Origin of the sequence: Streptomyces sp. 3N207, from assembly GCF_052246355.1 — a bacterium.
In the GTDB taxonomy this organism is placed as follows: domain Bacteria; phylum Actinomycetota; class Actinomycetes; order Streptomycetales; family Streptomycetaceae; genus Streptomyces.
In genome coordinates, this window is sequence record NZ_JBQQBV010000009.1 from 42,094 (window position 1) to 60,201 (window position 18,108).

The window sequence follows — 18,108 nt, forward strand, 5'->3', positions numbered from 1 at the left end:
GGACCCGCAGTCCGCGGGTTTCGGGCAGGGGCACCCTCTCATGCGCGCAAAGGAGGGGCCGAGGCCCGCCGGGCGGTGTCCGCGATGACGCGGGCCACCGTGGCGGGGTCGTCGTTCATCGGTACGTGGCCGCAGCCCCGCAGCCGTACCAGGCGGGCGGCGGGGATGGTCCGCTTGGCGCGTACGCCCTGGCGGCGCAGCAGCAGCCGGTCCCGGTCGCCCCAGCCGATGGTGACCGGGATGCCGGGGACATCCGCCTCGAAGAGCGCTCCGGGTCGCTGCCCCTGGGCCAGGACGGGCGCGAAGCCGGGGGCCTGCCGCAGGGCCCGGGTCTCGGCGACCACGGCATCGGCCGAACGCCGCCCCGGCCGCGCGTAGATGGTGCTCGTCAGGGCGGCCCGGCCGGCTGCCGTACGGGCCAGCGCTCCCAGTACCGGGTCCGGCAGCGCCCGTGCCCCGGCCCGCATGCCGCGCAGCACCGCGAAGGCGTACAACCGCTCGGGACGGGTGAAGAACCCGGCGGGGGAGAGCGCTGTGACGGAACGGGCGAAGCCGTGCAGCCCCAGCTCCAGCGCCAGCAGCCCGCCCAGGGAGTTGCCCACCACGTGCGGGCGTTCGACGCCGAGTGCCGTACACGTTTCGGCGAGCAGCGGTACCACGCTCTCCAGCCCGTAGGAGACTCCGTCGGGCAGCCCGGGGGAGGCGCCGAACCCCGGCAGGTCGAGGGCGATCACGTCATAGCTGCCCGCGAGCACGGTCAGCACGGGCTCCCACGCCTGCCAGTGGTGGCCGATGCCGTGCAGCAGCAGCATCGGTTCACCGGAGCCGCGCCGCTCGTACACCACCTCGAACGGCGGCTGCCCGTCGGGAGAGACCGCTATGACGGAGGCGGAGACGCGGGCGGGCGTCTGCGGGGTGAAGACGGCGGGCATGACCACTCCTACGGTTCCTGCGGTGCTGCGCGGCTGTCCGCGGCGCTGTGCACGCCGGGGAGCGAACGCTGCTGCGGCTCGTTGACACGATGTCAGCAAGCGCCTGCTCAGGGAAGCCCCAGTAGCCGCCGGTTCCGGTCCCGGTGGCATGATGACCAGGTGACCGCTGACCTGACCGCTGCTGTGACCGAGGTCTTCGAGGAGCACCGGCCGGTGCTCGACGGGGTGGCCTACCGGATGCTGGGCAGGGTGGCCGACGCCGAGGACGTGGTGCAGGAGGCATGGCTGCGGTGGTCGGCGGCCGATCACGCGCAGGTGCGCGAACCGCGCGGCTATCTGGTACGCATCACCACCCGGCTGGCCATCGACCGGCTCCGCCAGGCACAGTCCAGGCGGGAGTCGTACGTCGGCTCCTGGCTGCCCGAGCCGCTGGTCACCGACCTGGATCCAGCGGCGGTGACGGCCCAGCAGCAGGACGGCGCGGACCGCGTGGTGCTGAGCGAGTCGGTCTCGCTGGCCATGCTCGTGGTGCTGGAATCCCTCTCGCCGCTGGAGCGCGCTGTCTTCGTACTGCGCGAGGCGTTCGGTTTCCCGTACGCCGAGATCGCCGAGACGCTGGAGCGCAGCGAGGCCGCCGTGCGTCAGCTCGCGGGCCGCGCGCGGCGGCACGTGGCGGAGCGCAGGCCGCGGTTCGAGGTCGATCCCAAGCTCCGGCGCGACCTGACCGAACGCTTCTTGAAGGCCGCGGTGGAAGGCGATGTGCAGGGGCTGGTCTCGGTGCTGGCTCCGGACGTGCGGATGGTCTCCGACAGTGCGGACGGGGCCAAGGCGCCGCGCCGCGTCATTCTCGGCTCCGGCAAGGTCAGCCGCTTCCTGGCCGCCGTCGGCCCGCAAGGCGCGCAGGACCCCGCGTTCGGCTTCCGTCTCCTGGAGCTCAACGGCGGTCCCGCTGCGCTGGTGACCTACGACGGCCGACCGGATGTGGTCTTCTCCGTGGATGTGGCCGACGGCGTCATCCAGACCGTCTATCTGATCCGGAACCCTGGCAAGCTCGCCCACCTGGACGACTCAGGGGAGTGACCCCTGGACGGTGCGCTCTCACAGGCCGCCCGCGACCCTGAGCACAGCGCCCGAGACGTACGACGCCTCGTCGGACAAGAGCCAGGCGACGGCGTCGGCGATCTCCTCCGGTTCGCCCGGGCGCCGGGCCGGAGTGATCTCGGCCTTCTTCCACGCCCTGTCCGGATCGCCCATCTTCGCGTGCATCTCGGTGAGTACGGAACCGGGCTGTACGCAGTTGACCCGCACGCCCTCGCCGGTGAACTCCTTCGCCAGTCCCACGGTCATGGCGTCGACGGCCGCCTTGGACGCCGCGTAGTGCACGTACTCGCCGGGGGAGCCGAGCGTGGCGGCTGAAGAGGAGATGTTCACGATCGCTCCGCCCGGCCCGCCGTACGCGGTGGACATCTCCCGCAGCGCACGCCGGGCACACAGCAGCGCGCCCGTCACGTTGACGTCCACCACCCTGCGCATCACCTCCGGCGAGGTCTCGGTGAACCGACCGAGCGGCCCTGAGACGCCCGCGTTGTTGACCAGCCCGGTGACGGGGCCGAGTGTTTCCCGCACGGTGTCGAAGAGCCGGTCGACACCGTCCGCTTCGCTGGTGTCCAGCTGGACGGTGACGGCTTCGCCGCCGGCCGCGCGCACCGCCGCCGCCGTACGTGCTGCCGCCGCCTCGTCCTCCGCGTAGCCGATGCCCACATGGTGGCCGTCCCGGGCGAGCCGCAGGGCCGTGGCGGCGCCGATGCCCCGGCTGCCGCCGGTGACGACGGTGACGTGCTGAAGGGAGGCGGACGTGCGGGCGCTGGCCATGGGTCCTCCGGGCGTCGGTGGCCGGTCGAACGGTTTGATCGATGATCGATCAAAGCACCTGGACCGCAGCTCGGCAAGGGGTTGGCCGGGGGGCATTGGTCTTGACCAAGGGTGGGGCCCGTCCTATGGTCAGGGAGGCATACGCAAGGTCCTTTAAAAAACAAGGACGCAAAAAACACCGCCACACATCGCCCGCGGGGCGTACGGGGATTGCGGAGGCAAGGGTGGGGACCACGCAGCTGGAGACGGTGCCGGAGCCGAAGTACTGGCACTTGAAGACCGTGCTCTCCGACGCGCTCGACTCCGAGTTCGCGGTCGGCGAGATCCTGCCGAACGAGCGTGAGTTGGCCGCCCGCTTCGGCGTGGCCAGAGCGACCCTCCGCCAGGCCCTCGAACAGCTCGAGCTGGAAGGCCGCCTCCAGCGCCGCCGCGGCGTCGGCACGACGGTCGCGCCCCCGCGCGTGGGGGTGGACGTCGGCTCCGAGTCCGGCCCCCACACCTGGCCCGGAGCGCCGGGCGACGCCTGGCAGGCGGAGGACCACGAGGAGGCCCCGGCCCCCGCGCCCGTGGCCCGCATGCTCGACGTGCCGGTCGACGCGGGCGTGCACGCGGTGCGTCGCGGCCGCGCGACCGGCGGCCAGCAGGTGGCGGCCGAGGTGCTGTACGTTCCCGAGGCTTCGGTTCCCGACCTCCCGCCGGGTGCCGACGCCGAACCGGACGGCTCGGCACGGGCCCGCGCGGTGCTGCGCGAACTCCACCGGCTCCAGCTCGCGGGGCAGGACCGCACGGTCGAGCTGGGATCGGCACGCGCGGAGGACGCACGGCGGCTCGACCGGTTGCCCGGAGCGCCGGTGCTGGTCGTCACGACGCGGTATGTCTCCGACGGTCGTACCGCGGCGGTCTCCGTTGCCACGTACCGCGCTGATACGTGTCGGCTCTCGTTCAGTGACAGCGACGACGTCTCGTTGTTGGCCAGCTGAGGAAGGTTGCCCCTCGTCTGGTGCTGGGGAGGGGGTGCCCCTGTCCGTCCGTTGCAGTCTGCGGGCATGTTGTGGTTGCGCGCGCAGTTCCCCGCGCCCCTTCGGGGCGCGAGCCCCCCCCGGCTGCGCCGGGTACGCCCTAGGTGCGGGTGGGTTCCGTCTCCTCCAAGGTGAACAGTTCGCTCTCCGCATGGTCCAGGGCGACCCGCAGGGCTCCCGTCGCCACGGCTGTCTCGCCCAGCCGTGAGAGGGCTACCCGGGGTGGACGCAGGCAGTAGCGCTCCAACTCGGCGCGCAGCGGGTCCAGTACGCCGTCCAGGCCCGAGGCCCAGCCGCCGACGACCAGCAGCTCCGGATCCAGCGCCAGCACCAGGGCCGCCACATCGTGCACCAGCCGGGCCAGGAACCGGTCCATGGCCCGGCGCGCCTGGTCGTCCCCGCCCCTGGCCAGCGCGAACACCCGCGCCACCGCTGCCTCGTCGAGCGGGTGCAGCGGCTCGTCCGTCGTGGACAGCAGCCGTTCGGGCCTGGCCTCCCTGCCCAGCAGGTGCAGCGCCCCGATCTCACCCGCCGCGCCGCCGAAGCCGCGGTGCAGCCGGCCGCCGATCAGGGAGCCGGCGCCGGGGCTCAGCCCGGCGAGCACCATCACCACGTCGTCCACGCCGCGCGCCGCGCCCTTCCAGTGCTCGGCCAGCACCGCAGCGTTCGCGTCGTTCTCCACCAGTACGGGGCAGCGGAACGACCGTCGTAGCCGCTCGCCCAGCGCGAGCCCTGTCCAGCCGGGCAACGCCGTGCCCAGCCGAACCGTCCCGTCGGCCTCCACGATGCCCGGGGTGCCGACGCCGACCGCGCGCAGCGTGTCCCGCGCGGTGCCGGTGCGGCGCAGCAGTTCGGCGACCGTACTGCGGACCCGCTCCAGCCGCGCGTCGGCCCCTGCCGTCTCGTCGACCTCCCGGGTGAGGGAGCCGGTGAGGCGGCCGGTCAGGTCCGAGAGGACGGCCGCCACCCGGTGTGGGCCGATCTCCAGGCCGAGCAACTGACCCGCCTCGGCCCGGAAGCGGAATCTGCGCGCAGGACGCCCGCGCCGTGCCGCACCGCCCGGCCGGGCCGGATCGTCCGCCGCCTCGGCCACCAGGCCCGCCTCGATCAGGTCCTCGACCACGCCCTCGACCGTGGGCCGGGACAGCTCGGTGGCGTGCACCAGCTCGGTGAGGGTCAGCGCCGCCGGGGTCGTGGAGCCGCGCAGGGCCCGCAGCACGACCGTGGAATTGATCCGCCGCAGCAGGGACGGGTCCCTTCCGGACAGCCTGCTCACGCTCCGCCTCCCTGCCTGTGCGTGTGGGCGGATCGTAACCGCTGTGGGGAGTCACGGCGAGCCGCCGGGGAACCCCGGCCGTCCCACCCGTTGTGCCCTCGTCCGGGCGGGCCGCTCAACCGGCTGTCAGCGCCGGGAGGTTGGATGTCAATGCCGGGAGGTTGGCTGTCAGTGCCGGGAGGTTGACTGTTCCCATGCACCTTGCCCACCACCTCACCGCCATCGGCCGCCTGCACGCCGAGCCCGAAGCGCGGGTCGCCGAGTTACGTACGGCGGACCCGGACCCCGACGGCGACCCGGTCGAACTCCTGGAGGCCGAGCGGGAAGTGCGGGCCGACCACGAGGCGCTGGTCACCCTGCTGTCCCAGCAGTGGGGCGAGCCGCGGACCGTCGATCTCGGCGCGCATCTGCTGGCCGCCGCCGAAGGGGCGCGGCTGCCCGAGCCCGAGCGCACACTGTGCTGGCGGGTCGCAGAGCTGACCGTATGGACGGTGGACGGCCGCTGGATAGGCGTCGGCCTGGCGCGCCGCAGCGAGGAGATACCGCTGCAACTCCTCGCGGCGGCCGGGGAGCAGGGCAGCAGCGCACCGTCGGTCCCCGGGTGAGTCCGCGCGGCACTCACTCCTCGGCCGACGCCGCCATCCGCAGCTTGCGGAACTCCTCGGCCAGTGCGGGCGGCGTGTAGTGCGCGTTGAGCCTGCTGGGGTTGGGCAGCAGCCACACCGGCACCCCGCCGACCAGCCGCTGCTGCGGGCCCACGGCCGCAGCGGGCTCGTCGAAGGCCGCGCGGTAGGCGGTTATGCCCAGCACCGCCAGCCAGTTCGGCCGCAGCCGCGCCACCTTCGCCGCCAGCATCCCCCAGACTCCGTCCGGGAGGTGCCCCCACCGCCCTCGGTGAACTCCTCGCGGGTCAGCTCGTCGGCGCGCGCCGTGGCCCGGGCGACGACGTTGGTGATGCCCAGCCCGTACGACAGGAGCTCCCGCTCCTCCTCGGGGTGCAGCCTGCGCGGCGTGAACCCGGAGGCGTGCAGGGCAGGCCAGAACCGGTTGCCGGGACGCGCGAAGTGGTGGCCCGTCGCCGCCGAGAGCAGCCCCGGGTTGATGCCGCAGAACAGCACCCGCAGCCCCTCGGCGGCCACGTCGGGCACCAGCTTGTCGCGGGCCGCCTCCAGCTCCTCCTTGGTGAACCGCGGACTCAGAGGATCGCTCCCGGACGGTAGGCGGCGGCGTCGGGGTGCAGCTCGGCGACCTCTTGCACGCGGCTGACGACCTCCGCCGTCTGCGCGGCCGCGGCGCCCGTGAACGCCAGCCGGTCGGCCATCAGCTCGCCCAGCGCGGCGCGGTCCAGCGGGATGCGGGAGTCCGCAGCGAGCCGGTCCAGCAGCTCGTTGTGCTCGGCGCCCTGGCGCATCGCCAACGCGGAAGCCACCGCGTGCTCCTTGATCGCCTCGTGCGCCACCTCCCGGCCGACCCCGGCGCGTACGGCGCCCATCAGCACCTTCGTCGTCGCAAGGAACGGCAGATAGCGGTCCAGCTCGCGGGCCACCACGGCCGGGAAGGCGCCGAACTCGTCCAGCACCGTCAAGAACGTCTCCACCATCCCGTCGAAGGCGAAGAACGCATCGGGCAGTGCCACGCGCCGCACCACCGAGCAGGACACATCGCCCTCGTTCCACTGGTCGCCCGCCAGCTCGCCCGCCATGGAGGCGTAGCCGCGCAGGATCACCATGAGGCCGTTGACGCGCTCGCAGGAGCGGGTGTTCATCTTGTGCGGCATCGCCGAGGAGCCGACCTGGCCCTCCTTGAAGCCCTCGGTCACCAGCTCCTGGCCCGCCATCAGCCGGATCGTCTTGGCCAGCGACGAGGGTGCGCCGCCCAGCTGCACCAGCGCGGTGACCACCTCGTGGTCCAGCGAGCGCGGATACACCTGCCCGACGGAGGTGAACACCCGGCCGAAACCGAGGTGCTCGGCGATCCTGCGCTCCAGGTCGGTCAGCCGCTCAGCGCCTTCGGATCCTCCGCCGAGCAGGTCCAGCATGTCCTGCGCGGTGCCGACCGGGCCCTTGATGCCGCGCAGCGGGTAGCGGCGCAGCAGCTCCTCCAGCCGCTCGAAGGCGACCAGCAGCTCGTCGGCGCCGGTCGCGAACCGCTTGCCCAGCGTGGTGGCCTGCGCCGCGACATTGTGCGAGCGGCCCGCCATCACCAGCGCCGCGTGCTCGCCCGCCAGCGTGCCCAGCCGGTGCAGCAGCGCCACCGTACGGTCCCGTACCAGCTCCAGCGAGAGCCGGATCTGGAGCTGCTCGACGTTCTCCGTCAGATCGCGCGAGGTCATGCCCTTGTGTACGTGCTCGTGCCCGGCCAGCGCGTTGAACTCCTCGATGCGGGCCTTCACGTCGTGCCGGGTGACCTTCTCGCGCTCCGCGATCGAGGCGAGGTCGACGTCCTCGACCACCCGCTCGTAGTCCGCCAGCGCCTCCTGGGGCACAGCGATGCCCAGGTCCTGCTGTGCCTTCAGTACGGCGAGCCACAGCCGCCGCTCCAGCACGATCTTCGACTCGGGGGACCAGATACGGACCAGCTCGGGGGAGGCGTAGCGGGACGCCAGGACGTTCGGGATGCGGGGCTTGTCACTCACGTCGCCCGAGTCTACGGGCCGCTGCGCAGGGCTGTGCCGCTGACCTGGCTGGGGAGGGGCTGCCCCTTCCTGTGCGTCGCAGGCCGCGGGTGCGTCGTGGTTGCGCGCGCAGTTCCCCGCGCCCCTTCGGGGCGCAGCCCCCCCATGCCGGGCACGCGCAATGTTCGGGCCCCTAAAGGTCGCACGACAGCGGGGCGAGCTCCGGGCGCTTGGGGGAGCGGCCGTCGCCCGAGGAGCGACCCGTGAGCCGCCGGCCGATCCAGGGCAGCAGATGGACGCGGGCAAAACGCAGATCCGCTGCGCGGCGGGCGGGCCAGGACGGCGGGTCGGCGGACGGCAGAGGCGTGTTCCAGTCGGCCTCCGGGGGCAGGCCGAGGCGTTGCCAGACGGCCTCGGCCACCCGCCGGTGCCCCTCCGCGGTCAGGTGCAGTCGGTCGTCGGCCCACATCCGCGGGTCGCCCAGCGCCTCCGAGGCGAAGAGGTCGACCACCACCGCGCCGTGCCGCGCGGCCAGCTCGTCGATGAAGTCGAACAGCTGCTCCATCCGGGCCCGGTAGCGCTCCAGCACCGGGCCGCGGCGGCCGGGGCTGCGCATCAGCACCAGCGTGCCGCAGCTGGGCGCCAGCGTGGCGACGGACTCCTCCAGCAGCGCACACACCCGTGCGGTGTCGCAGCCCGGCCGCAGCACGTCGTTGAGCCCGCCCACCAGCGTCACAAGGTCCGCCTTCATCGCCGCCGCGGGCGCCACCTGGTCCGCGGCGATCTGCCCGATGAGCTTGCCCCGCACCGCGAGATTGGCGTACCGGAACTGCGGCTCAAGGGCCGCGAGGCGGGTCGCCAGGACGTCGGCCCAGCCACGGTAGGCACCGCCGGGCAGCAGGTCCGACATGCCTTCGGTGAAGGAGTCACCCAGGGCGACGAACGAGCGGAAGGCGGCGGGTGGTTGGGCGGATTTCGCGGGCGAGGCGGGAGCTGCACTGGTCACGGTGGCTCATGGTAGCCCGTTGCCCCGAGCAACGATCTCTCGCCCTCGGGGCAACGCAGCTGTCACCGGGCCGGCGGCCGTTCTATGCCTGGCCGAGCAGTTCGCGCAGCACGTCCTCCATCGTCACCACGCCCGTCGCCCGCCCGTCCTGGCCGGTGACGGCGGCCAGATGGGTGCCGCTGGAGCGCATCGCACCCAGTACGTCGTCCAGCGGCAGCGAAGCCCGCACCCGGGCGATGGGGCGCATCGCCGTCAGCGGGAACGGCGCTTCTCGGGGGGAGGCGTCCAGCGCGTCCTTGACGTGCAGATAGCCCAGCACCCGCCCGTCGTCGTCCACCACGGGGAAGCGCGAGAACCCGGACCGGGCCGAGAGGTTCTCCAGTCCCTCCGGCGTCACACCACGGCCCGCCGTCACCACCTTGTGCAGCGGCTGCGCCACGTCGCCGATCGGCCGTCTGCCCAGCTCCAGCGCGTCCCGGAGCCGCTCGGTCGAACGGTCGTCCAGCAGCCCTGCCTCACTGGAGTCGGCGACCATCTGCGCCAGGTCGTCGTCCGAGAACGCGGCCTCGACCTCGCTCCGGGGCTGCACCCGGATCAGCTTGAGCAGCGCGTTGGCGAAGGAGTTCACCGTGAAGATCACCGGACGCAGTGCCCTGGTCAGCCCCACCAGCGGCGGGCCCAGCAGCAGAGCGGCCCGCTCAGGCCCGGCCAGCGCGATGTTCTTCGGCACCATCTCGCCCAGCAGCATGTGCAGGTACGTGGCCAGCGACAGCGCGATCACGAAGGAGATCGCGTGTGCCACTCCGTCCGCCACGCCCATCGTGTGGAAGACCGGCTCCAGCAGGTGCGCGATGGCCGGCTCGGCGACGACGCCGAGGACCAGCGTGCACAGGGTGATGCCGAGCTGGGCCGCGGCCAGGATCTGCGCCACGTGCTCCAGCCCCCACAGCACCTTGCGGGCCTTCTTGTCGCCGTCCTCGACCAGCGGTTCGATCTGTGCGCGCCGCACCGAGATCAGCGCGAACTCGGCGCCGACGAAGAACGCGTTGAGCACCAGGGTCAGTAGCCCGATGAGGAGCTGGATCGCCGTCATCGCCGCGCCTCCCTCCGGTCGGCGGCCTCGGACCCGGCCGGGTCGTCGCCCGGCCTGGGCCCGTACAGCCGCACCTGTGCGGCGCGCCGTCCGGTCGCGTCCATGACCTCGATCTGCCAGCCGGCGACCGAGACCGTGTCACCGGCGGCCGGAATGCGTCCCAGCTCGGTGGCGATCAGCCCCGCGAGCGTCTCGTACGGGCCCTCCGGGGCGCGCAGCCCTATGGTCTGCAGCTGGTCGGTGCGGGCCGCGCCGTCCGCGACGTAGATACGCCGGCCTTCCGCGTCCTGTCCTGCGGGTGCCAGGTCGGGCGCCTCCAGCGGGTCGTGCTCGTCGCGGACCTCGCCCACGACCTCCTCGATGATGTCCTCCAGGGTGACGACGCCGGCCGTGCCGCCGTACTCGTCGATGACGACCGCGATGCTGCGGTCCCCACCGGAGAGCTGGTCCAGCAGCCGGTCCACCGTCAGCGACTCGGGCACCAGCAGCGGTTCGCGCATCAGATCGGTCACCGGGCGCAGCCGTCGCTCGACGGCGGGCACCGCCAGCACATCCTTGATCCGGACGATGCCGACAACGGTGTCCAGGTTCCCCCGGTAGACCGGGAAGCGGGAGAGCCCCGTGGCGCGGGTGGCGTTGGCGACGTCCTCTACCGTGGCCTGCACCTCCAGCGAGGTGACCTGCACGCGCGGCGTCATCACGTTCTCCGCCGTCAGCTCCGCCAGGTGCAGGGTGCGGACGAACAGATCGGCCGTGTCCTCCTCCAGCGCGCCCTCCTTTGCGGAGTGCCGCGCCAGTGCCACCAGCTCCTGCGGCGAGCGGGCCGAGGCCAGCTCCTCGGTGGGCTCGAGCCCCATCCGCAGCAGCACGCGGTTGGCGGTGTTGTTCAGGTGCCGGATCAGCGGGCGGAAGGTCGCGGAGAAGATCCGCTGCGGCGTCGCCACCTTTCGGGCCACCGGCAGCGGCTTGGAGATCGCCCAGTTCTTCGGTACCAGTTCGCCGATCACCATCAGCACGACCGTCGAGAACCCCGTGCCGAGCACCAAGGCGACGGACGAGGAGGCCGAGGGCGGTACGCCGAGCGCGCGCAGCGGTCCGGCGATCAGCTTCGCGATGGACGGCTCGGCGAGCATACCGACGATCAGGTTGGTGACGGTGATGCCCAGCTGTGCGCCGGAGAGCTGGAAGGTGAGGGACCGTACGGCCGCCAGCGCGCTCTTGGCGCCCCGGTCGCCGCGCTGCTCGGCCCGTTCCAGTTCGCTGCGCTCGACAGTCGTGAGGGAGAACTCCGCAGCCACGAAACCACCGCAGGCCAGCGACAGCAGCAGTGCCACGAACAGCAGCAGTACTTCCGTCATCGGCCCTTCACCTCCTTCCCATCGTGGGACAGGGGGCGCCGGTACGCGCGATGTCGCTCACTGCTTCGGTGGCTGGGACTGGGAGGGTCGCCCATGGGCGGACGCTCACACCTTTCGGATCCGATGGCTGTGCCGGACCTGTGGGAATGCAGGCCCGGCGATGTACAGCGTAAACCGGCCCGGCGGTGGGCCGGTTCCCACGCTGGTGCAGGCGTGCACCGCAAGGAGCTCAGGGAGTGAGTGTCTTGACCCAGCGGCTCCATTGCGGTTGCGGAGCGTAACCGGCGGCCTGCCAGGCCCGGTGTGCCGACTCGTTCTCGTCCAACACCATCGCATCGCCGCGCCGCCCGCCCAGCGCCGCGAAGCGCTCCTCGGCGGCGGCCAGCAGCGCACGGGAGACGCCCTGCCGCCGCTGGGAGGGCAGCACCGCGAGCCGGTAGAGGGAGCAGCGCCAGCCGTCCCACCCGGCGATGACGGTGCCGACCAGCTGCTCGTCCCGCTCCGCCAGCAGCAGGGCCTCCGGGTCGCGGTCGAGCAGCCGGGCGACCCCGTCCCGGTCGTCGCTGACGCTGGTGCCCTCGGCGGCATCCCGCCAGAAGGCCAGTACGTGGTCGATGTCCCGCTCGGCCGCGGCCCGTATCCGAAGATCGCTCATGGCCGGTATCCCAGCACGGCCCGCGCTGCCGCCGCCACGCTGTTTCGCCTGGTGAGCCGCGGCCCGGCGCGGGTCAGCCGCCGTGCAGCTCCTGCACCACCGGAGCGAACGCGTCCATATAGGGGTCGAGGACGGTGAGGTACGAGAACCCGAACCGCTCCCGATGGGCACGCAGCTGCTCGGCCATCTCCTTGGGCGAGCCCAGCAGGAGGGCCGGGTGCTCCAGCAGCTCCTCGTCGCTCATCCGCGGCCCGTACGGGCGCAGGCCCGCCAGCGCCTCGCCGGGATCGGAGGTCTGGGCGACGTACTGGATGAGGTAGTTCAGCTCGGGCGGCTCGGCCCTGTCCTCGGCGAAGGTGCGGAGCGCCCTGGTCCGCTCCTCCAGCTCCGCAGGGGTGATCAGCTCCATCGTGCCCTCGGGCCCGCCCGGCACCTGCCGTCCGCCCGTGAAGGCGGCCACCGCGGCGGTGCGGGCCGCCAGCTTCAGTACGCGGTCACCATTGCCGCCTATCAGCAGCGGCACCGGCTCCTGTACGGGACGGGGCGCGTGCTCGGAGTCGGCGAGCAGCCGGGTCAGCTCGGCGACGGTGTGCTCCAGGTGGTCCACCCGGCCGCCCGGCGAAAGCCACGGCAGCCCCGCCTTGTCGTGCTCGGCCTTCACATAGCCCGCGCCCAGCCCCAGCTCCAGCCGGCCGCCCGACAGCTGGTCGACGGTGGCCGCCTCGCGGGCCAGCAGTGCCGGGTTCCAGAACCCGGCGTTGAGCACGAAGGTGCCCAGCCGGGGCCGCTCGGTCACCTCGGCGGCGGCTGCCAGCGCCGGGAACGGCGCGCACATGCCCAGGTGATCGGGTACGTGGATGACGTCGTAGCCCTGCTCCTCGGCCCGACGGCAGCGCTGCCGGAACTCCTTGCCCGAGTCGAAACTCAACATATTGACACCGAAACGGAACGGCTTTTCGGGATCCGTCATGCCAACCCTCCCTGGATGACGCCGCGTTGGGCGACGCGCGGATGGACCCCCGATCCTATGGACGGCTTCGCCGTCGGGCCACGGTGCCGTTTCCGATCCCTCGGGCCTGCGCCTTGGGGGTACGCCGCCTTCAGCCGGGCGCCACAGCGGTCCCTCCCAGTTCAGGCGTCAGCCAGCCCGGCGCCGCCGCACCGAAGCGCGGCGGAGACAGCGCCCCGGCGCCCTCGGGCACGGCACCCAGCAGCGGCAGCCCCGAGTACCGCGGCAGGTCCGCGATGTTGCAGCGCTCCGCGAGCCCCGGCGCCGCGGGCATGCTGCCGATCACCGTCCCCGCACACTCCACCCGCCGGGTCCGCAGCGCCTCGGCCGTCAGCGTCGCGGTGTTCAGCGTCCCCAGCCCCGCCTGGACGACCACCAGTACGGGTGCGGCCAGCAGTCGGGCGGCGTCCGCCAGCGTCGAGCCCTCGTCGTCGAACCGCACCAGCAGCCCGCCCGCGCCCTCGACCAGTACCAGGTCGTGCTCGGCGGCCAGTTTCCCGGCCGCCTCGGCGACATCCCGCGCCGACACATACGGCAGCCCCGCGCGCCGGGCCGCCGTTTCCGGCGCCAACGGCTCCGGGTACCGCGCCAGTTCGGCGCCGGTCACCGTGCCCGGCGCCGCCCCGTCACCGGCCAGCCGCAGCACCTCCGCCACATCGCCGGGCTCCCCGGCCGGCACCCCCGTCTGAGCGGGCTTGAGCACCGCCACCGAACGGCCGGCCCGCAGTGCGCAGGCCGCCACCGCGGCCGTGGTCACCGTCTTGCCGATCTCCGTCCCGGCACCGGAGACGCACAGCACGCCCCGGGGCCCTGCCATGCCGGGTGCACTGTCCATCTCAGCCCTCCCGTGCCGCCGCACAGATCGCGGCGGCGATCCGTGCGACGTCCGCGTCGTCGGTGACGTACGGCGGCATCGCGTAGACCATGTCGCGGAACGGCCGCAGCCACACTCCGGCCGAGACCGCGGCGCGCGTCGCGGCGGCGAGGTCCACCTCGTGGTCGAGGCGTACGACACCGATCGCGCCGAGCACGCTCACCTCCCGTACGCCCGGCAGTTCGGCGGCCTCGGCCAGCCCGGCGCGCAGGCCGTCGCCCACCCGCCGCACCTCCGCCTGCCAGTCCTGGGAGAGCAGCAGATCCAGCGAGGCGCCCGCGATCGCGGAGGCCAGCGGGTTGCCCATGAACGTGGGGCCGTGTGCCAGCACCGGCACCGAGCCGCGCGCGATCCCCTCCGCCACGCGCGGTGTGCACAATGTGGCCGCCATCGACACATAGCCGCCGGTCAACGCCTTGCCGACGCACATCACGTCCGGGGTGATCCCGGCGTGCTGTGCCGCGAACAGCTCCCCGGTACGGCCGAACCCGGTGGCGATCTCGTCCAGCACCAGCAGCACGCCGTGCTCGTCACACACCTCGCGCAGCGCCCGTACGTAGCCGGGGGAGTGGAACCTCATCCCGCCCGCGCCCTGCACCACCGGTTCGACGATGACAGCGGCCAGCTCGTGCGCGTGCTGCTCCACCACCTTGTGCAGATGCGCGATGTACTCCTCGTCGGGCTCCGCGGCGAAGCCCGGGGGCGGAGCATCGGCGAACACCTGCACAGGAAGCGCACCCGACCACAGATGGTGCATACCGCCCTGCGGGTCGCACACCGACATCGGCTGCCAGGTGTCCCCGTGGTAGCCGCCCCGCCAGGTCAACAGCCGCCGCTTCTCCGGGCGCCCCAGCGAACGCCAGTGCTGGAGGCACATCTTGACGGCCACCTCGACCGAGACCGAACCCGAGTCGCACAGGAAGACGTGCTCCAGCTCGCCGGGTGACACCTCGGCGAGCCGCGCGGCCAGCCGGACCGCGGGCTCGTGGGTGAGCCCGCCGAACATCACATGGCTCATCCGGCCGAGCTGGTCGCGGGCCGCCTCGTCGAGCACCGGGTGGCGGTAGCCGTGGATCGCCGACCACCAGGACGACATACCGTCCACCAGCTCCCGCTGCCCGTACGCGGGTTCGGCCAGCCGCAGCCGTACGCCCGAGGCGGACTCCACCACCAGCGGGTCACTCGTCCCCGGCATCGGCGCGTACGGGTGCCACACGTGCTGCCGGTCCAGCGCGAGAAGTGCGCCGGTGGTGCTCTCAGGCATTGGGCGGCAGCTCCGTCCCCGCCCCGCGCCGCCGCACGGCAACCCGCTCATGGGGGTGGGCCGGCGACTCCTCGCGGCGGTGCTCGGGCAGCGTGGTGGTGTCGGTGCCCTCCACCTCGAAGCCCGAGTCGGCGATCATCTCCAGATCGGCCTTGCCCGCCTGGCCCTCACTGGTGAGGTAGTCGCCCAGGAAGAGGGAGTTGGCCAGGTGCAGCGCCAGCGGCTGGAGCGAACGCAGATGTACCTCGCGCCCGGCTGCCAGCCGCACCTCCACGTCCGGGCAGACGAACCGCACCATCGCCAGGATGCGCAGCGCGCGGTGCGGTGACAGGTTCCACTCGTCGGCCAGCGGCGTGCCCTCGAACGGCAGCAGGAAGTTGACCGGCACCGAGTCCGCGTCCAGCTCCCGCAGCGAGAAGGCCACGTCGACCAGGTCCTCGTCCGTCTCGCCCATCCCTGCGATCAGCCCGGAGCACGGCGAAAGCCCGGCGCCCCGCGCCTGCTTGACGGTCTCCACCCGGTCGTCGTACGTGTGCGTGGTGCAGATGTCGCCGTAGGTGGCCTCGGACGTGTTGAGGTTGTGGTTGTAGGCGTCGGCCCCCGCCTCGCGCAGCCGCTCCGCCTGCCCGTCGGAGAGCAGCCCGAGGCAGGCGCACACCTCGACGCCCTCGTTCCGGTCCTTGATGGCCTCGATCGTCTTGGAGACGCGGTCGATGTCGCGGTCGGTGGGACCGCGCCCGCTGGCCACCACGCAGACCCGCTTGGCGCCGCCCTGCACGCCCGCCGCCGCGGCGTCCGCGGCCTCCTCGGGCTTGAGCCAGGTGTACTTGAGGATGCCGGCCTCGGAACCGAGCCGCTGCGAGCAGTACGAGCAGTCCTCGGGACACAGCCCGGACTTGAGGTTCACCAGATAGTTGAGTTTCACCCGCTTCCCGAACCACCGGCGGCGCACCTTTCCGGCAGCCGCCACCACATCGAGCAGGTCGTCATCCGTGGTCCGCAGCACCGCGAGTGCCTCGTCCCGGGTGGGTGTCTCGCCGCGGAGCCCCTTGTTCACCAGTGAGTTCAGCAGGTCGTCCATGGGCACGATCCTTGCCCATGCGACCGTGCTGGGTAATGGAGGAAGCCTACAAGACCACTCGAGCGAGGTGTGGATGTTGTCACACGTCGACCCTCGGCATGGCACGTTAGGTTCTATTGACTGCCTACAAACCCCAGCCGAACCCTCAGCCGACCTCCGAGGCCGGTGACGAAGAGAGCCCCCATGTCCCAGGACCCCTTCGCGTGGACCGCCGCGGCGCTGGAGACCCGCCGTGCCGCAGGGCTGCTGCGCACCCTGGCACCGCGCCCCGCCGACTCCCCGCTGCTCGACCTGGCCGGCAACGACTACCTCGGCCTCTCCCGGCACCCCGAGGTCGTCTCCGCCGCCGTCGAGGCGGCCCGGCGCTGGGGCGCGGGCGCCGGCGGCTCCCGACTGGTGACCGGATCGACCGAACTGCACGCACAGCTGGAGACGGAACTGGCCGCGTTCTGTGGCTTCGAGGCCGCCCTCGTGCTCTCCTCCGGGTACGCCGCCAACCTCGCCGCGGTCACCGCGCTCACAGGCGCGCCGGGCGGCGGCGGGCTCCTCGTCTCCGACGCGCACAACCATGCCTCGCTGATCGACGGCTGCCGCCTCTCCCGCGCCCGTACCGCCGTCGCCGCGCACGCCGATCCGGAGGCCGTGGCCAAGGAACTGGACGCACGCCCGCAGGAGGGACCCGCTCTCGTCGTCACCGACTCCGTCTTCTCCGTCGACGGCGACGCGGCCCCGCTGGCGGCGCTCGCCTCCGTCTGCACCGCGGCAGGCGCCGGGCTGCTGGTCGACGACGCACACGGCCTCGGCGTGCTCGGCGACGGCGGCCGGGGCGCGCCGCATGCGGCCGGGCTCGCGGGCACCCCGGGCACGGTCGTGACCGTCACGCTGTCCAAGTCGCTGGGCAGCCAGGGCGGCGCCGTCCTGGGGCCCGCGCATGTCATCGCGCACCTGGTCAACACCGCGCGGACCTTCATCTTCGACACCGGGCTGGCCCCCGCGGCGGCGGGCGCCGCGCTCGGTGCGCTGCGGCTGCTGCGCCGCGAGCCCGAACGCGCCGCGCACACCCGCGCCGTCGCCACCGAACTGCACGCCCGGCTGACCGCCGCCGGCCTGGACGCCACCCGCCCCGACGCGGCCGTCGTCTCGGTACGCGCCCCGTCCCCGCAAGCCGCGGTGCACTGGGCCGCCGACTGCCGGGCCGCGGGTATCCACGTCGGCTGCTTCCGCCCCCCGTCCGTCCCCGACGGCATCTCCCGGCTCCGCCTGACCGCCCGCGGCGACCTCGACGAGACCGTGCTCGCCCGGGCGGCGAACACGGTGATCGCCACCGCCCCCCGCACGGCCTGAGCCGCCACCGGCGAGGCTGCCCCGACCGTGGCAGGTGCTCCGCGATAGGTCCGCGACTGCGCCAAATGTGCCCTGACCTCGCAGAGTTCACCGCTTCGGGCGACAGAACTCCGCGCAAGCAGGGGGATCTGCCGCACGGCGCCGCGAGGAATGGCACTCTGTCGCGCAGCGGTTGTCCGGGACGCTCTCCGTCTCTCCGAGAGGGCGGAGCGCCGGCCCGCTGCCGCGCGACTGAGGAGCCAACGGCCCCGGGAAAGGGACGGCCTCGCCATGGCAGACCAGCAGGAAGCGACCATCACCCTGCCGAGCGCACCCGCTTCCGTCACGGCCGCACGCAGACACGTCACGGACACCCTGCGGGCGTGGGGGCTGCCCGAGGACGCGGACGCCATGGGGTCGCTGCGCCTGATCGTCTCCGAGCTCGCCACCAACGCCGTCCAGCACACCTTCGGCCGGTCGCCCACCTTCACCGTCGATCTGCGGCTGGAGGGCGCCGAGCGGCTGTGTCTGGGAGTCACCGACAGCCATCCGGGCAGACCCCGCCGGCTCCCCGCCGCCGTGCAGCAGGACAACGGCCGCGGATTGTTGATCATCCGCACGCTGACCGCCGAGTCCGGCGGCCGACTGCGCATCACGCCCGCGCCCGACGGCGGCAAGACCGTCTGGGTCATGCTCCCTTGGCTGCCGGTGCCCACAGGGTGACCCGACGCC

The 18,108-nt window shown here is 72.8% G+C and carries 17 protein-coding genes and 1 pseudogene; 5 read left to right on the top strand and 13 right to left on the bottom strand.

Going from position 1 to position 18,108, the window contains the following annotated elements:
- Positions 1-38: 38 nt before the first annotated feature.
- Complete coding sequence (locus ACTWP9_RS15815; protein WP_443246782.1) at positions 39-932, bottom strand: alpha/beta fold hydrolase; 894 nt, start codon at positions 930-932, stop codon at positions 39-41.
- Between the two features lie 159 nt (positions 933-1,091).
- On the opposite strand from ACTWP9_RS15815, the gene sigJ reads away from it, so the two are divergent.
- Positions 1,092-2,012, top strand: a complete 921-nt coding sequence (gene sigJ / locus ACTWP9_RS15820; RefSeq protein WP_443246783.1) for an RNA polymerase sigma factor SigJ — start codon at positions 1,092-1,094, stop codon at positions 2,010-2,012.
- A gap of 18 nt (positions 2,013-2,030) precedes the next feature.
- Here the strand turns inward: sigJ and ACTWP9_RS15825 are convergent, their stop codons facing one another.
- Positions 2,031-2,804, bottom strand: a complete 774-nt coding sequence (locus ACTWP9_RS15825) for an SDR family oxidoreductase (RefSeq protein WP_443246784.1) — start codon at positions 2,802-2,804, stop codon at positions 2,031-2,033.
- A 224-nt stretch (positions 2,805-3,028) separates the two neighbouring features.
- Between ACTWP9_RS15825 and ACTWP9_RS15830 the strand changes: the two genes are divergently transcribed.
- Positions 3,029-3,784 (top strand): GntR family transcriptional regulator, encoded by a 756-nt coding sequence (locus tag ACTWP9_RS15830; protein WP_443246785.1) that lies wholly within the window; start codon positions 3,029-3,031, stop codon positions 3,782-3,784.
- Positions 3,785-3,923: 139 nt separating this feature from the next.
- On the opposite strand, the gene ACTWP9_RS15835 is transcribed toward ACTWP9_RS15830, so the two are convergent.
- Positions 3,924-5,099 (bottom strand): ROK family protein, encoded by a 1,176-nt coding sequence (locus tag ACTWP9_RS15835; protein ID WP_443246786.1) that lies wholly within the window; start codon positions 5,097-5,099, stop codon positions 3,924-3,926.
- A gap of 194 nt (positions 5,100-5,293) precedes the next feature.
- Between ACTWP9_RS15835 and ACTWP9_RS15840 the strand changes: the two genes are divergently transcribed.
- Positions 5,294-5,704: a hypothetical protein gene (locus tag ACTWP9_RS15840; RefSeq protein WP_443246787.1), complete on the top strand. Its 411-nt coding sequence runs from the start codon at positions 5,294-5,296 to the stop codon at positions 5,702-5,704.
- 13 nt (positions 5,705-5,717) lie between these two features.
- On the opposite strand, the pseudogene mug reads toward ACTWP9_RS15840, so the two are convergent.
- The 10 genes and pseudogenes from mug to bioB all read right to left on the bottom strand — a co-directional run bounded on the left by mug (position 5,718) and on the right by bioB (position 16,053).
- A pseudogene (mug, locus tag ACTWP9_RS15845) lies at positions 5,718-6,247 on the bottom strand (G/U mismatch-specific DNA glycosylase).
- Between the two features lie 47 nt (positions 6,248-6,294).
- The gene (purB, locus tag ACTWP9_RS15850) at positions 6,295-7,734 is read right to left on the bottom strand and encodes an adenylosuccinate lyase (protein ID WP_443246788.1); all 1,440 of its coding nucleotides are present in this window, start codon (positions 7,732-7,734) and stop codon (positions 6,295-6,297) included.
- 172 nt (positions 7,735-7,906) lie between these two features.
- Entirely contained in the window at positions 7,907-8,719 is an 813-nt protein-coding gene (locus ACTWP9_RS15855) for an SGNH/GDSL hydrolase family protein (RefSeq protein ID WP_443246789.1), read from the bottom strand.
- Between the two features lie 82 nt (positions 8,720-8,801).
- Positions 8,802-9,812, bottom strand: coding sequence for a hemolysin family protein (locus ACTWP9_RS15860; protein ID WP_443246790.1), 1,011 nt, complete (start codon positions 9,810-9,812; stop codon positions 8,802-8,804).
- Entirely contained in the window at positions 9,809-11,170 is a 1,362-nt protein-coding gene (locus ACTWP9_RS15865; protein WP_443246791.1) for a hemolysin family protein, read from the bottom strand. The genes ACTWP9_RS15860 and ACTWP9_RS15865 overlap by 4 nt, the downstream gene beginning before the upstream one ends.
- A 229-nt stretch (positions 11,171-11,399) precedes the next feature.
- The gene (locus ACTWP9_RS15870; RefSeq protein WP_443246792.1) at positions 11,400-11,825 is read right to left on the bottom strand and encodes a GNAT family N-acetyltransferase; all 426 of its coding nucleotides are present in this window, start codon (positions 11,823-11,825) and stop codon (positions 11,400-11,402) included.
- Between the two features lie 73 nt (positions 11,826-11,898).
- Positions 11,899-12,795, bottom strand: coding sequence for a TIGR03621 family F420-dependent LLM class oxidoreductase (locus ACTWP9_RS15875; RefSeq protein WP_443246793.1), 897 nt, complete (start codon positions 12,793-12,795; stop codon positions 11,899-11,901).
- Positions 12,796-12,925: 130 nt separating this feature from the next.
- The gene (gene bioD / locus ACTWP9_RS15880) at positions 12,926-13,669 is read right to left on the bottom strand and encodes a dethiobiotin synthase (protein ID WP_443246794.1); all 744 of its coding nucleotides are present in this window, start codon (positions 13,667-13,669) and stop codon (positions 12,926-12,928) included.
- A gap of 1 nt (position 13,670) precedes the next feature.
- Complete coding sequence (locus tag ACTWP9_RS15885; protein WP_443246795.1) at positions 13,671-14,972, bottom strand: adenosylmethionine--8-amino-7-oxononanoate transaminase; 1,302 nt, start codon at positions 14,970-14,972, stop codon at positions 13,671-13,673.
- The gene (gene bioB, locus ACTWP9_RS15890) at positions 14,965-16,053 is read right to left on the bottom strand and encodes a biotin synthase BioB (RefSeq protein ID WP_443246796.1); all 1,089 of its coding nucleotides are present in this window, start codon (positions 16,051-16,053) and stop codon (positions 14,965-14,967) included. The genes ACTWP9_RS15885 and bioB overlap by 8 nt, the downstream gene beginning before the upstream one ends.
- 183 nt (positions 16,054-16,236) lie before the next feature.
- Between bioB and ACTWP9_RS15895 the strand changes: the two genes are divergently transcribed.
- Positions 16,237-17,397, top strand: a complete 1,161-nt coding sequence (locus ACTWP9_RS15895; RefSeq protein WP_443246797.1) for an 8-amino-7-oxononanoate synthase — start codon at positions 16,237-16,239, stop codon at positions 17,395-17,397.
- Between the two features lie 270 nt (positions 17,398-17,667).
- Positions 17,668-18,099: an ATP-binding protein gene (locus ACTWP9_RS15900; RefSeq protein WP_443246798.1), complete on the top strand. Its 432-nt coding sequence runs from the start codon at positions 17,668-17,670 to the stop codon at positions 18,097-18,099.
- Positions 18,100-18,108 lie beyond the last annotated feature (9 nt).

What these genes read in the sequence shown, in the direction of transcription:
- bioD (WP_443246794.1), bottom strand. Translation starts at nt 13,669, where the DNA reads ATGGACAGTGCACCCGGCATGGCAGGGCCCCGGGGCGTGCTGTGCGTC.
- ACTWP9_RS15885 (WP_443246795.1), bottom strand. Translation starts at nt 14,972, where the DNA reads ATGCCTGAGAGCACCACCGGCGCACTTCTCGCGCTGGACCGGCAGCAC.
- bioB (WP_443246796.1), bottom strand. Translation starts at nt 16,053, where the DNA reads ATGGACGACCTGCTGAACTCACTGGTGAACAAGGGGCTCCGCGGCGAG.
- ACTWP9_RS15840 (WP_443246787.1), top strand. Translation starts at nt 5,294, where the DNA reads ATGCACCTTGCCCACCACCTCACCGCCATCGGCCGCCTGCACGCCGAG.
- ACTWP9_RS15875 (WP_443246793.1), bottom strand. Translation starts at nt 12,795, where the DNA reads ATGACGGATCCCGAAAAGCCGTTCCGTTTCGGTGTCAATATGTTGAGT.
- ACTWP9_RS15870 (WP_443246792.1), bottom strand. Translation starts at nt 11,825, where the DNA reads ATGAGCGATCTTCGGATACGGGCCGCGGCCGAGCGGGACATCGACCAC.
- ACTWP9_RS15895 (WP_443246797.1), top strand. Translation starts at nt 16,237, where the DNA reads ATGTCCCAGGACCCCTTCGCGTGGACCGCCGCGGCGCTGGAGACCCGC.
- ACTWP9_RS15825 (WP_443246784.1), bottom strand. Translation starts at nt 2,804, where the DNA reads ATGGCCAGCGCCCGCACGTCCGCCTCCCTTCAGCACGTCACCGTCGTC.
- ACTWP9_RS15900 (WP_443246798.1), top strand. Translation starts at nt 17,668, where the DNA reads ATGGCAGACCAGCAGGAAGCGACCATCACCCTGCCGAGCGCACCCGCT.
- ACTWP9_RS15865 (WP_443246791.1), bottom strand. Translation starts at nt 11,170, where the DNA reads ATGACGGAAGTACTGCTGCTGTTCGTGGCACTGCTGCTGTCGCTGGCC.
- ACTWP9_RS15860 (WP_443246790.1), bottom strand. Translation starts at nt 9,812, where the DNA reads ATGACGGCGATCCAGCTCCTCATCGGGCTACTGACCCTGGTGCTCAAC.
- ACTWP9_RS15815 (WP_443246782.1), bottom strand. Translation starts at nt 932, where the DNA reads ATGCCCGCCGTCTTCACCCCGCAGACGCCCGCCCGCGTCTCCGCCTCC.